General features: G+C 51.2%; 7 protein-coding genes. 4 read left to right on the forward strand and 3 right to left on the reverse strand.

What is annotated here, in order from left to right; translation table 11 throughout:
* Positions 1-12: 12 nt before the first annotated feature.
* Positions 13-4,227: an ATP-dependent RNA helicase HrpA gene (hrpA, locus tag ACZ41M_RS01545; RefSeq protein WP_464730606.1), complete on the forward strand. Its 4,215-nt coding sequence runs from the start codon at positions 13-15 to the stop codon at positions 4,225-4,227.
* A 146-nt stretch (positions 4,228-4,373) separates the two neighbouring features.
* Complete coding sequence (locus ACZ41M_RS01550) at positions 4,374-5,363, forward strand: LacI family DNA-binding transcriptional regulator (RefSeq protein ID WP_464730605.1); 990 nt, start codon at positions 4,374-4,376, stop codon at positions 5,361-5,363.
* Between the two features lie 67 nt (positions 5,364-5,430).
* Here ACZ41M_RS01550 and pgmB read toward each other — a convergent pair whose 3' ends face one another.
* The 3 genes from pgmB to ACZ41M_RS01565 form a co-directional block, all read right to left on the reverse strand.
* On the reverse strand, positions 5,431-6,087 hold the full coding sequence (gene pgmB, locus ACZ41M_RS01555; protein ID WP_464730604.1) for a beta-phosphoglucomutase: 657 nt from the start codon (positions 6,085-6,087) through the stop codon (positions 5,431-5,433).
* 22 nt (positions 6,088-6,109) lie between these two features.
* A complete protein-coding gene (locus tag ACZ41M_RS01560) occupies positions 6,110-8,491 on the reverse strand; it encodes a glycoside hydrolase family 65 protein (RefSeq protein WP_464730603.1) in 2,382 nt (793 codons plus the stop codon).
* 374 nt (positions 8,492-8,865) lie between these two features.
* Positions 8,866-9,891 (reverse strand): porin, encoded by a 1,026-nt coding sequence (locus ACZ41M_RS01565; protein WP_464730602.1) that lies wholly within the window; start codon positions 9,889-9,891, stop codon positions 8,866-8,868.
* A 408-nt stretch (positions 9,892-10,299) separates the two neighbouring features.
* Between ACZ41M_RS01565 and ACZ41M_RS01570 the strand changes: the two genes are divergently transcribed.
* Together ACZ41M_RS01570 and ACZ41M_RS01575 are read left to right on the forward strand one after the other, a co-directional pair.
* Positions 10,300-11,625 carry an ABC transporter substrate-binding protein gene (locus ACZ41M_RS01570; protein ID WP_464730601.1) on the forward strand — a complete coding sequence of 442 codons (1,326 nt, stop codon included), beginning with the start codon at positions 10,300-10,302 and terminating at the stop codon, positions 11,623-11,625.
* A 192-nt stretch (positions 11,626-11,817) separates the two neighbouring features.
* Entirely contained in the window at positions 11,818-12,735 is a 918-nt protein-coding gene (locus tag ACZ41M_RS01575) for a carbohydrate ABC transporter permease (protein WP_464730600.1), read from the forward strand.
* Positions 12,736-12,801: the final 66 nt, after the last annotated feature.

Consider the following 12,801-nt stretch of genomic DNA (forward strand, 5'->3'; position numbering starts at 1 on the left):
TAGAACAGCAGTATGACCGAACACTCATCCGGCAAAAAGCCTTTGTCTTTACCTTCTTCCGCATCCACACATTCCAAACAATCCTCGCGCAAGACAAAAGACGCGCAGCAGTCGCGTGCGCAAGGGCGACACACTCAAACTCATCGTTCTGCATCACAAGAACGCACTGCCGCACAGAACGCCATTCGAACATCGAATCGGCCTTCTTCTGAGGGTGTGTCTGAGCAAGCAACACAAAAAGCGCGTACTCAACAACGTTCAGCCGATGCCCGCCGTGTGTCTGCGTCTGCATCAGCGCAGATAAAAGCGCCGAGACGGATTCAGCCCACCCCGGAGCAAATCCAAGCGCTTCATCGCACAATTGGTTTTCCTGAGAATTTACCCGTTTCGCAGGAGCGCGAACGCATTTGCGCTTTGATCGAGAAGCATCAAGTGGTGATTGTTTGTGGTGAAACCGGCTCGGGCAAAACCACGCAGTTGCCGAAAATGTGTTTGAGTTTGGGGCGCGGTTTGGGCGCGGGTGGTACGGGTTTGATCGGTCATACGCAACCACGCCGTTTGGCCGCGACCAGCACCGCCAAGCGCATCGCTGAGGAGCTCAATTCAGACTTGGGCGAAGTGGTCGGCTACAAAATTCGTTTTGCTGATCGTTTGCACGAGGGTGCGTCGGTCAAGCTCATGACCGATGGGATTTTGCTGGCGGAGACGCAGACTGATCGACTGCTGCGCCAGTACGATACGATCATTATTGACGAAGCGCACGAGCGTAGTTTGAACATTGATTTTTTGCTCGGCTATTTGCGTGAGATTTTGCCCAAACGTCCCGATCTCAAGCTTATTATCACCTCGGCGACGATTGATGCGGAACGTTTTGCCAAGCATTTCGCGCACAACGGCAAACCCGCGCCGATCATCAATGTCAGCGGACGCACCTATCCGGTTGAGATTCGTTATCGGCCAATTCAGGCGGATGAGAGCCAGCGTGAGCGCGATTTGTACGAGGGCATTGTTGATGCGGTGGACGAATTGGCTCGGGTTGGCGAGGGCGATATTTTGGTGTTTTTGCCCGGCGAACGCGAGATTCGCGAGGCAGCGGAGGCTTTGCGCAAACACCATCCGGCGCATACCGAGATTTTGCCACTGTTTGCGCGGCTGTCGCCTGCTGAGCAGGAGCGGATTTTTAAACGCTCGAATGCACGGCGCATCGTTTTGGCAACGAATGTGGCTGAAACCTCTTTGACCGTGCCCGGTATTCGCTATGTGGTGGACACGGGACTGGCGCGGGTCAAGCGCTACTCATATCGGCAAAAAGTCGAGCAGTTGCAGATTGAGCCGATCGCCAAAGCGGCGGCCAATCAGCGCGCGGGGCGTTGTGGTCGTGTGGCAGCGGGCGTGTGTATTCGTTTATACGATGAGGCGGATTTTCAAAGTCGCCCCGATTTTACCGATCCCGAGATTTTGCGCTCGTCCTTGGCAAATGTCATTTTGCGCATGAAATCGCTCGGATTGACGCAGATTGAAACTTTTCCTTTTGTGCAGGCGCCGCCGAATCGCGCCATTGGCGACGGCTATCATTTGTTACAGGAATTGGGCGCGCTCAACGATAAAAATGAGCTGAGTGGCATTGGCCGTGCTTTGGCCAAATTACCGATTGACCCGCGTGTGGGGCGAATGATCTTGGCGGCGCGTGAATTCAATGCACTTAAAGAGACGCTCATCATCGCGGCGGCCTTGTCGGTGCAGGATGTGCGCGATCGCCCGCAAGAGGTGCGTCAGCAGGCGGATGCGGCGCATGTGAAGTTCGCTGATCCGCAGTCGGAATTTTTGAGTTACCTGAAAATTTGGCAGTGGTTTGAGGACGCGGTGGCGCACAAAAAGTCCAATCGTCAGTTACAGGAACTTTGTCGCACGAATTTTCTCAATCATTTGCGCCTGCGCGAATGGCGTGACGTCCACAGCCAACTGCGTACTCTGGTGAAAGAGCAGGGGTGGCACGAGAATGAGACCGAGCCGACGTATGAGCAATTGCACTGCGCGCTGCTCACGGGTTTACTCGGCAATGTGGGCTTTAAAAATGAACCGAAGCCCAATCCGAATGCAACCGCGCAGCAGCAGGCATCGCAGGTGAAAATGGGGCAGCGGGCGCAATACTACCTCGGTGCGCGCGGCATACAGTTCTACCTCTGGCCGGGCAGCAGCGTGAGCAAGAAAAATGCGCAGTGGGTTGTGGCGGCGGAGTTGGTCGAAACCTCGCGGCTATTTGCGCGCACGATTGCGAAAATCGAGCCGAAATGGTTGGAGCGCATCGCGCCGCATTTGCTCAGCAAATCGTATTCCGAACCGCGCTGGCGCAAAAAATCCGGTCAGGCGCAGGCCGATGAGCGCGCGACCTTGTACGGCCTCGTGGTGTACAGCGGGCGAGCCGTCAGCTACGCGCGCATCAACCCAACCGAGGCGCGTGAGATTTTTATCCGCGACGGCGTGGCGCAGCATGAGTTGGAAGGGCGTTTCCCATTCATCACACACAACACGCAACTGATCGCACAGATCGAAAAACTCGAGCACAAATCACGGCGGCAGGATGTTTTGGTCGATGATGAGTTGATCGTTGCGTTTTACGATGCGGTGATTCCGAAGGAGATTTGCGATGCTCGTGCCTTGCAAAAATGGCATGACGAGATTATCAAAACCGAGCCGAAACGTCTGTATCTGACGCGCGATGAACTGATGCGTCATGAGGCGGCGGGCGTGACCACCGATGTGTTCCCGAAAAGCATGAACGTCGGTGGCGTGGATTGTGCGCTGACCTACCATTTTGAGCCGGGTTCGCACCGAGACGGTGTGACGCTGGCGGTGCCGATGACGGTGTTGAATTTTGTCTCGCCGACGCAGAGCGAATGGCTGGTTGCAGGCATGATTAAGGAAAAAGTACAGGCCTTGCTCAAATCCTTGCCACAAAAAATCCGTCGTCATTGCGTGCCGTTGCCTGATTTCACACAAAACTTCGTGGATTGGGCGAATGCACAGGGTAAAGCAGGGCAAGTGTCTTTGCTGGAGGCCTTGATCGAATATGTGCGTCTGCAAACCATGCAGCAGCTCAAAACCAGTGATTTCAAATTAGAAACACTTTCGCCGCATTCGTTCATGAATTTCAAACTGCTGGACGAATACGGTCGGCAGGTCGAGATGAGCCGCAATTTGGCCTTGCTGCGGCAGCATTTTGGCACGCAGGCGCGCGCGAGTTTCCAAAATGTCGCGGGACAGGCGGTGGCGCAGTCGACGACAGCGACATCTGTGGCCAACAGTGCGGTATCCAATCTGGAGTCCGCTGCCGATGGTGCGCGCGCGATTGTGACGTGGGATTTCGAGCCTTTGCCAGAATTGATGAGTTTGCAAAAAGGCAAACAGACTTTGTTTGGTTATCCGGCTTTGCAGGATATGGGCGAGCATTGCGAATTGACCGTGTGGGACGACGAATTGCAGGCGCGTGCGGTGCATACGCGTGGGCTGCTGCGCTTGGCGCGGATTGCGCTCAAGGATAATTTGAAACATCTGGAGCGCAATATTCCCGACACGACGCAACTCGGGATGCTGTTCGTTGGCTTGACCGGCGGCACGCTGGAGCAGGTTAAGGCGGATATTTTAACGGTGAGTTTACGCCGCGCTTGTCAATTGGATGATGCGCAACACGAGCCAAGCGATGCGGCAAGCTTTAATCAAATGATTGAGCAGGCGAAAACCCGTTTGGGCTTGATCGTGCAGGAGGTCGCGCGCGTGGTGATGAGTGTGCTGAGCGAGTGGCAAAACGCGCAGAAAAAATGGGCGGGGATCAAGACACATGCCGCGCAGTATAAAGACATCGGCGAACAGATCGCACGCCTGACGCAAAAAGGCTTTATCGAGCATACGCCGTATGCGCAACTGGTGCATTATCCCCGCTATTTCAAAGCGATTGCGCTGCGCTGCGACAAGCTCAAAGGCGGTTTGGAGCGCGATAGTCAACTCATGCGCGATATGGCGCCGCTGGTGCAGAATTGGCAACGCGAGTTTGGCGCGCAGATCAGTCAAAGTGGTGCGAACCATGAAGCTGCGCTGGATCAGCGTTTGCTCGAATTTCGTTGGTTATTGGAGGAATTGCGCATCGGTCTGTTTGCACAAGAGTTGCGTACGCCGATGCCGGTGTCGATCAAACGTTTATATAAAGTGTGGGAGAGTATCGCACGATAAAAATCGCGTGAAAGTTCAGCAAGAACAGAGCAATTGATAGCATAATAGCGTCTGACAGTGCGTCATTTTCTATCACTGAAAGCAGTTACAATCCATTCGCAATAATCAATTCTTAACGGCAGACTTTAAAAGTATTAGAGAACACTATGGGACATAATGTCAGATCCATCGCACAGGCCGCCGGCGTTTCGGTGGCTACGGTTTCTCGGGTATTGAACAACTCACCTTCGGTTTCCGAGGCGCTACGCGAGCGTGTTTTGACCGTCATCGAGCAAAAAAATTATCTGCCCAATGCGGGCGCGCGCAGTCTCAGTACCCGCCGCCAAGAGGTAGTCGGTGTGATCTTCCCACAGGAAATGTACAGTGAATTTTTCCCCGAGCTGACCAAAGGCTTGGAAAAAGGCGCGCGTCAGTACGGATTGAATATTTTGCTGGCCGGTACGGATGGCAAGCAAAAAACGGTGCAGCAAATTGCCCGCTCGCTGTATGGCAAAGTGGATGGCTTGGTTTTTGCCGTGCCTGAGATTGAGGACAGTGTGTTGGATCGCGTGACCAGCCGCGTACCCAATGTCTGGGTCAACCATGTCAAGGAGGACGGCTCGGGTGTTGCGATCGTCACGGACAATATTCAGGCCACGCGCGTGATGATCGATCATTTGTATGAACAAGGTGCACGCAAAATCGCGTTCATCAATGGCCCGCTGGATCACTATGAAGCGCGTGAACGTCAGCGTGGTGTGATTGAGGCTTTGAAAGATCATGGTTTGGAGCCGGCCATGTTGCTGCCCGGGGATTTCACCGAGCAGGGCGGCTATTTGGCGGGGCAGGAATTATTAAAAAGCGGTTGCAAAGTCGATGCGATTTTCGCTGCGAATGATGTGACTGCGATCGGTTGTATGTACGCCATGAATCAGGCGGGGTTGTATGCGCCGAAAGACTTTTTGCTGGCAGGGTTTGACTGCATTCCCTTGTCCGGCTATATCACGCCACGCCTGACCTCGATGCGGGTCAATGTGCGTCAGATGGGCGAGCGCGCGATTCATTTGCTGATGCAAAAAATTTCGGGTGAATTGCAGGGCGATGTCTGTGAATCGCGTCATCCCGAATTGGTGGTGCGCGAATCCACGCAAAAATAATGTTTGAATGCAGAAGAAAAAGCCAGCGCGTATGTGCTGGCTTTTTGCTTGAGTCCGATCAATAGGATCAGCCTTGTGCCGCAGCAATGAGCTGCGCGCAGTCAAATGGGCGCAGATCGGGCAGCACGATGTCCGCTTGCTGCAAAATCGCTGCGTTACCAATGCCAACGGCAAACATGCCGGCGCGCTTAATCGCTTCGATACCGGAAATCGCATCCTCGACGCCAATACAGGCTTGCGCCGGCAGGTTCAATTGCTCGGCGGCTTTGAGGAAAATTTCCGGATCGGGCTTGCCGTTTTTGAGCAAAGCCGGATCAACGACGGTGTCGAATAAGTCGGCCACGCCGGTGCGCGCCAAAATCATCGGGCCGTTTTTACTGGCCGAGGCCAGCGCAATTTTCAGCCCAGCAGCGCGCACGGCGAGCAGCGCTTCGCGCGCGCCGGGCAACAAATCCGCTGGGGTCATGTGCGAAATCAGCTCAACGTATTCACGGTTTTTTTGCTCGGCTTCGCGCTGTTTTTGCTCCTCCGACATTTGGATATTGCCATGCGCCAACACGCGATTGAGCGAGTCCATGCGTCCCACGCCTTTGAGGGTTTCGTTAAATTCGTGGTCGATGTCAAAGCCCAAGCGGTTGGCCAGCTCGCGCCAGGCTTGGTAGTGAAATACGGCGGTGTCGGCAATGACACCGTCCAGATCGAAAATAAATGCTTGGATTTGCATATCGGTATCCTTATGGGCTGTTTTACTGGGTTTGCACAATGGACAGACTGACTGGTTCGCGAGTGACGTCAATTGCCTTGCCATAGTGTGTGATGCTCAATGTTGCCTGCGCGTCCTCGGTATCCAGCAATTGATACGTCACTTGATTCAGCTCAACCCGCACTTGCAACAAATATCCGTGCAAACGCACGACGAACTGATAATGCGTCCATTGGCGTGGTAAAAACGGCGTGAATTGCGGTGTTTGGGCATTGCTGCGCATACCGGCAAAGCCATACACCAAGGCCATCCACGAGCCTGCTAATGCGGCGCAATGCAGGCCGTGTTGGGTGTTGTGATGCAGATTGTCCAAATCCAGTCGCGCCGTTTGCATGAAGTAGTCGTAGGCCTTTTCACCGTAGCCGATTTCGGATGCCATGATCGAGAAAATACAGCTTGAGAGCGAGGAGTCGTGCGTGGTGATCGCCTCGTAGTAATCGTAATTGCAACGTTTTTCCTCGGTGGTGAATTCGTCACCGAGCAGCAACAAGGCCAACACCACGTCCGGCTGCTTGCACACCTGATGGCGGTAAATCACCAGCGGGTGGTAATGCAGCAACAGTGGGTAGTTGGCTTTCGGTGTGTTGGCAAAATCCCAAAGCGGCTTGTCAAAAAACGCATCGTCCTGCGCGTGTAGGCCGCGTTCGGCATCAAACGGTACTTTCATTTGTGCTGCCATGCGCTGCCACAGCGCTAACTCTTCATCGGATAGCCCAATGTGCGCGCGCAGCTCGGCATAGCGTTCGGGATGATGGCTGTGTAAATATTCGGCAACCTCTAAAGCAAAGCGCAGGTGGTGACGCGCCATCAGATTGGTGAATAAATTGTTGTTCACAATCGCGGTGTATTCATCAGGGCCAGTAACGGTGTAGAGGCCGAATTCGCCGTTGTCTGAAAAATGACCTAAATCCGGCCAAATACGAGCAGTTTCAAAAATCATTTCTGCGCCAGACTCAACAATGAATGACCAATCACCAGTCACGCGCGTGTACAGCGCGGTGGCGTAGGCAATGTCGGCGTTGATGTGGTATTGCGCGGTTCCGGCAGGGAAGTAGGAGGAGCATTCGGGGCCGGTGATGGTGCGCCACGGATAGAGTGCACCGCGCGGATGCGCCATTTCACGCGCACGTTCGCGAGCGGCTGGCAGAATATGGGCGCGGTATTGCAGCAATTGCCGTGCAATATCGGGTTGTGTGTGCAGGAAAAACGGCAGGACGTAAATTTCGGTGTCCCAAAAATAATGGCCATCGTAGCCCGCGCCAGTGACGCCTTTGGCTGCAATATTGGTTTTGCCATCGCGCCCGACTGATTGCAACAGGTGAAATGCGCTGAAGCGCATCCCTTGCTGCAAAGCGTCATCGCCGCCGATCTCGACGTGGCTGCTGCGCCAAAAATCCGCCAAATAGTCGCGCTGCTCGGTCAGTAGGGCGTTAAAACCTAAGGTTTGGGCGGTGCCCAATTCGGCACAAGCGCGTTCAAGCAGCGTGCTGCCGTTCGCCTCGTTTGCAGTGCAGTAGGCGCTGTATTTGTTCAATGTGACGGTTTGCCCGGCGGCACACTCGATGGTGTAGGTATGCGCTGATACGTATTCGTCGTGCTGAGTTGTGTGCGAAATTCGCTGCGAGGCAGTGTTGTCAATCTGATGGACCGTTGCCGTCGCCACCGATAGCCCACTGTGGTGCGTGTGGTGGATAAAGGCCGAGCCTTGCGCTAATTCGAGGTGCTGGGCAAATTGCAGTTGGCCGGAAAGTGATGCGCCCACGCGCGGATCGTCAATCGCTGCCTCATCTGAGGTTTTTTGTGGCGCTTGGTTACTGATGGCTGAACGGATTTCAATCACACTGGAGCCATTGAGCGCATTGAGCAACGTGACGCTGTATCGCTGTGCCATGAGGTGGGTGTGCGTGAGACTGACCAAGCGCTCACTTTGCACGCGGACGTGCTGGCCCTTGGGACTGACCCACTCAAACGAACGGGTGAGTACGCCGGTCTGAAGGTCCAAATGACGTCGGTACGCCTGAATTTGCCCTAATTTTGGATCAAATGTTTCGCCATCAATGTTGAAAGTGATCGGTGTTGCGTTGGGTACGCGCACCATGAATTGATTGGTCTTGGCAAAACCGTAAGCAGATTCGGGATAGACAATCGGTTCGGATTCGTAAAAACCATTGATGAATACATCGTTTTGAAAGGTTCCCGACCAAACTGCACCTTCTTCATGTGCGCCGCGAACGCCGATGCGACCATTGCCCAGAGTGAGCAAACTCTCGTGTAGGGGAGCTTGATCGGGCAGGTATGACAACTCGGAAAGCCCCCACGGCTCAATCGATAAGGTGTGTAGCGGTAAGTGATCGGCGTGATTCATAATATATCCTTTGCTCTGTGGTATCGCGTGGATGCACACTTATTGGGGTAGAGGTATTAATGGTATAGCCATTCTTAAAAACAACCCTGTCCAAACGATTTGAACTGGGATGGAAAGATTGATTTTGAGCGTGGCTAACGCTTAGTCAAAATTTGCCGAACATCGCGGATAAAAAAATCCCGACATTTTGGATCAACACAGTGATTAGCATATGCCGATCCCGTTTGTCGGGAAAAAATATAAGAGAATAAAGACAAATAAAAACTCAAATTTTTTGGTGCCCAATATTCAAGCTTGTGCGGTGTCGGCGGGCTTTATGGATGAACCCGCTGAACGCTCGAAAACTCAACACTCAAAAAATTTGAGGTACATCATTAGAACGTGTGTTTTACGCCAACGTCCCAGTCGGTGTAGCTGGTATCAGCGATGCTGTCTTTAACACGTGCTACACCTGCAAATACGCTGGTGCGTTTGCTTAAAGAGTGAACATAGCCCAAACCGTATTTATTGGTTTTTTCTTTATTGGCGCCATCTGTTTTAGTGTTGTAGCGAGCATAGTTAGCAAACAACTGGTCGTTAGGGGTCAGATTACCACCAATATGAGCTTGGATGATACGGCGATGGTCAAAAGAGCTATTACTAGAGCCGTAACCCTTAGCATCTGCATAAGAAGCGCCTAAAAATACTGGGTTAAATTTATAACCTGCAACTGCCAGCCATTCATTTTTCACGCCTGAACCGGTATAAAGACCAGAGCTGTCTACGGCATGGCTTTTATCATTGTCCGCTTGCCAGCCAGCGCCAAAATACCAGTTTGCAGCATCATAACGAGCAGAAATACCGTAAGATGATTTAGTATCTTTACCGCCCTCTGTTACGTTAGCGGTGTTAGGCGAATAGGCTCCACCCTTAGTTGTCACAGCAGCGGCTACAGCCAAACCATTGGCGTTGTAGTCGTAGAATGCACCGTTGCGCCAGCCACCCATAGATGTTTTAACGCCAAAATCATTGGCCAAGTGACCGATGTTGTTGCCGATGCGGTCGATTGGAGATGCAGATTTACCAAAGTACACTTTGTGCGCGCCATTGGCAAAGCTCAAACCAACGACTGCTTTTTCATCAAAAAAGCCTGTGCCAGCAGCAGTACCCGTGTTGGCACCGGTATCCAAGTCATAGCGAGATTCCAATTGGAAGAAAGCGGCGGTGCCGTTACCCAAATCTTCTTGACCTTTAACGCCCAAGCGAGATTCGCCGGCTGCATCTTGACGCAAGCTGAGGTTGTCACCTGTTTGATCGCGGTAAGCGATTTCTGCTGTACCGTACAAAGTCACGCTGGTTGCGGCCATAGTCATACCGCTGAACAAGCTCAAAACCGCCAAAGATAGATATTTGTGTTTCATGATGCTCCTCTTGTAGTAAAAGTCTTATTGTGTTTTAGAAACCTGTTCCAACTCAATGAAAATAAAAAATTTTTATTTTTTCGTCAGTTTCTAAAACCCCTCACAGGCCAAAATGGTGCTTGACATGTGTGACTGATTATGAACCAATTTTCATAAAGTGTCTATATTTTGTGTTGACTTTTGGAAATTGAGGGTGTAGAGTTGTTGTAACTTGTGTACGTTTTGTGTAAGAAAGCTATTATTATTTTTACATTTTTTGCAAACGATTACACGAGGGAAGTGAGATGTGCCGTATTAGTTCCAAGGGTTTTGCGCGATTTTAGATGGTTGATGCAAGCAGTTAGGAGATTTTAAGAGCATGCTTCGATGTATCCGGTTGTGCAAAAGTCTTATTCAAGGAGATTGATAATGATTTTTGATATGAAAAAAATGGCTTTGGCAGTGGGTGCAACATTGGTTCTGGCTGCGTGCGGTGGCGGCAGCAAAGAAGCACCGAAGGCAGCAGCTGCTCCAGCAGACGGTGGTAAAGCAGGTCCGGTTGAATTGACCATTTCCTGTGGTTCGGTGGGTCAAGATTTTGAGATGTGTAAAAAATTGACCGATGCTTGGTCACAAAAAACCGGTAATAAAGTCAAGCTATTCACAGCACCGAATTCGAGTACCGATATTTTGGCGTTGTTCCGTCAACAGTTTGGCGCAGGCTCGTCTGATCTGGATGTGGTGATGGTAGACGTGGTTTGGCCGGGCGTGCTGAAAAATCATTTGTTGGATTTGAAACCGTACACCAATGGCGCGGAAGCCAAACACTTCCCTGCAATCGTTGCGAATAACACCATCGATGGTAAATTATTGGCAATGCCTTGGTTCACCGATGCCGGTGTCTTGTACTATCGTAAAGACTTGTTGGAAAAATATAAGCTGACAGCGCCGAAAACTTGGGATGAAATGGCCGCTGCAGCACAAAAAGTTCAGGATGGCGAACGCGCAGCGGGTAATAAGGAAATGCAAGGTTTCGTATTCCAAGGTAAAGCATACGAAGGTCTGACCTGTGATGCGTTGGAATGGTCGGCGAGCTTTGGCGGTGGTTCATTCGTTGAACCGGATGGTAAAATCAGCGCGAATAACCCGAAAACAGCGGCAGCATTTGATGCGGCGGCTAAATGGGTAGGTGTCATTTCTCCGAAAAGCGTATTGAACGGTGCTGAAGAAGAAGCGCGCGGTATTTTCCAAAACGGTAATGCTGTATTTATGCGTAACTGGCCGTATGCTTGGGCGTTGATGCAAAAAGATGACAGCAAAGTTAAAGGTAAAGTCGCTGTTTCTGCATTGCCAGCAGGTCCGGACGGTAAATCGGCTGCTACTTTGGGTGGCTGGCAGTTGGCTGTACCGAAGTACTCCAAACATCCGAAAGAAGCGGCTGATTTGGTGATGTTCTTGACCAGCCCTGAAATCCAAAAACAACGCGCGATTGAAGGTTCTTACAATCCAACGATCCCTGAGTTGTATAAAGACGCTGATGTATTGAAAGCGGCTCCATTCTTCGGTGACTTGTATGAAGTGCTTACCAATGCAGTGGCTCGTCCTGCGACTGTGACCGGTGATAAATACAATGAAGTATCTGCTGCAATCTGGAACTCTGCTTCTTCTGTATTGAACGGCAAAGCCTCTGGTGCTGATGCGGTCAAAAAATTGGAAGAAGATTTGACCAAAATCCGCCGCGGAGACAAGTGGTAATTTAAGTGCATATGCCAAATCCTTTCACAGGGGTTTGGCATTTTTTTACCCAATTTTTACCCAATGCATTGGTTTGATTATTTGATTGGGTGAGTGCAGCGGTTAATTCATGTCGTACCGCTTGAAGATTAAAGGACAACACTTTGATCGGATGCTTACGACAGATGATGTACCCCATTTGGGAGACACTACATGGCAAATACACAACAAACAGAATTAAATAAGCAACGCGTGCGCAGTGCTTGGATTTTTTTGGCACCCATGCTCGTTGTATTGCTGATGGTCGCCGTTTGGCCGTTGGCACGGACGATTTGGCTCAGCTTGACCGATGCCAAAATCGATATGATGACCGGTCCCGATGTTAAATTCGTTGGCTTGGACAATTACATTGGTGAATATGGTTTATTTTTTACCGGTTCCGAAATCATCAGCTCCGCTTGGTGGGGCGCGATTAAAAATACTTTCTTTTTTGCGATCGTTTCAGTGACATTGGAGACTATCTTTGGCTTGGCGGTGGCATTGGTGCTTAATGCCGAGTTTAAAGGTCGCGGCTTGGTGCGTACTGCGGTTTTGGTACCGTGGGCGATTCCGACCATCGTGTCGGCCAAAATGTGGGACTGGATGTTGCAACAGCAATTCGGGATCATCAATCTGTTCCTCGTATGGTTGGGCTTTGAGCGCATTGCGTTCACCACCGATTATCCGATGCTCTCGGTTTTGATCGCCGACGTATGGAAAACGACACCGTTCATGGCTTTGCTGATTTTGGCGGCTTTGCAAATGTTGCCTAAGGATTGCTATGAGGCGGCTAAGGTGGATGGCGTTCATCCGGTCAAAGTGTTTTTCAAAGTGACCTTGCCGTTGATCAAACCGGCATTGCTGGTGGCGGTGATTTTCCGCTTGCTCGATGCTCTGCGCGTGTTCGACGTGATCTACATTATGACCGGTACCAATGAGCAGACCATCAGTATGTCCGGCTTTGTCCGTGAAAAACTGATTGCCAATGGTTATGCGGGCGAAGGGTCTGCGGCTTCGACGGTGCTGTTTTTAATCATCGCGGCTTGTACCTTGATTTATATGAAACTCACACGAACCAATGCCAATAATTAAATGGCTTTTGATGTAGTTCAAATGGTTTTTGTTGTGATGTGAAATAAACATTTTGTAAGGAGGCTC

The organism is Puribacter membranae, from assembly GCF_055380425.1.

What these genes read in the sequence shown, in the direction of transcription:
- hrpA (WP_464730606.1), top strand. Translation starts at nt 13, where the DNA reads ATGACCGAACACTCATCCGGCAAAAAGCCTTTGTCTTTACCTTCTTCC.
- ACZ41M_RS01550 (WP_464730605.1), top strand. Translation starts at nt 4,374, where the DNA reads ATGGGACATAATGTCAGATCCATCGCACAGGCCGCCGGCGTTTCGGTG.
- pgmB (WP_464730604.1), bottom strand. Translation starts at nt 6,087, where the DNA reads ATGCAAATCCAAGCATTTATTTTCGATCTGGACGGTGTCATTGCCGAC.
- ACZ41M_RS01560 (WP_464730603.1), bottom strand. Translation starts at nt 8,491, where the DNA reads ATGAATCACGCCGATCACTTACCGCTACACACCTTATCGATTGAGCCG.
- ACZ41M_RS01565 (WP_464730602.1), bottom strand. Translation starts at nt 9,891, where the DNA reads ATGAAACACAAATATCTATCTTTGGCGGTTTTGAGCTTGTTCAGCGGT.
- ACZ41M_RS01570 (WP_464730601.1), top strand. Translation starts at nt 10,300, where the DNA reads ATGATTTTTGATATGAAAAAAATGGCTTTGGCAGTGGGTGCAACATTG.
- ACZ41M_RS01575 (WP_464730600.1), top strand. Translation starts at nt 11,818, where the DNA reads ATGGCAAATACACAACAAACAGAATTAAATAAGCAACGCGTGCGCAGT.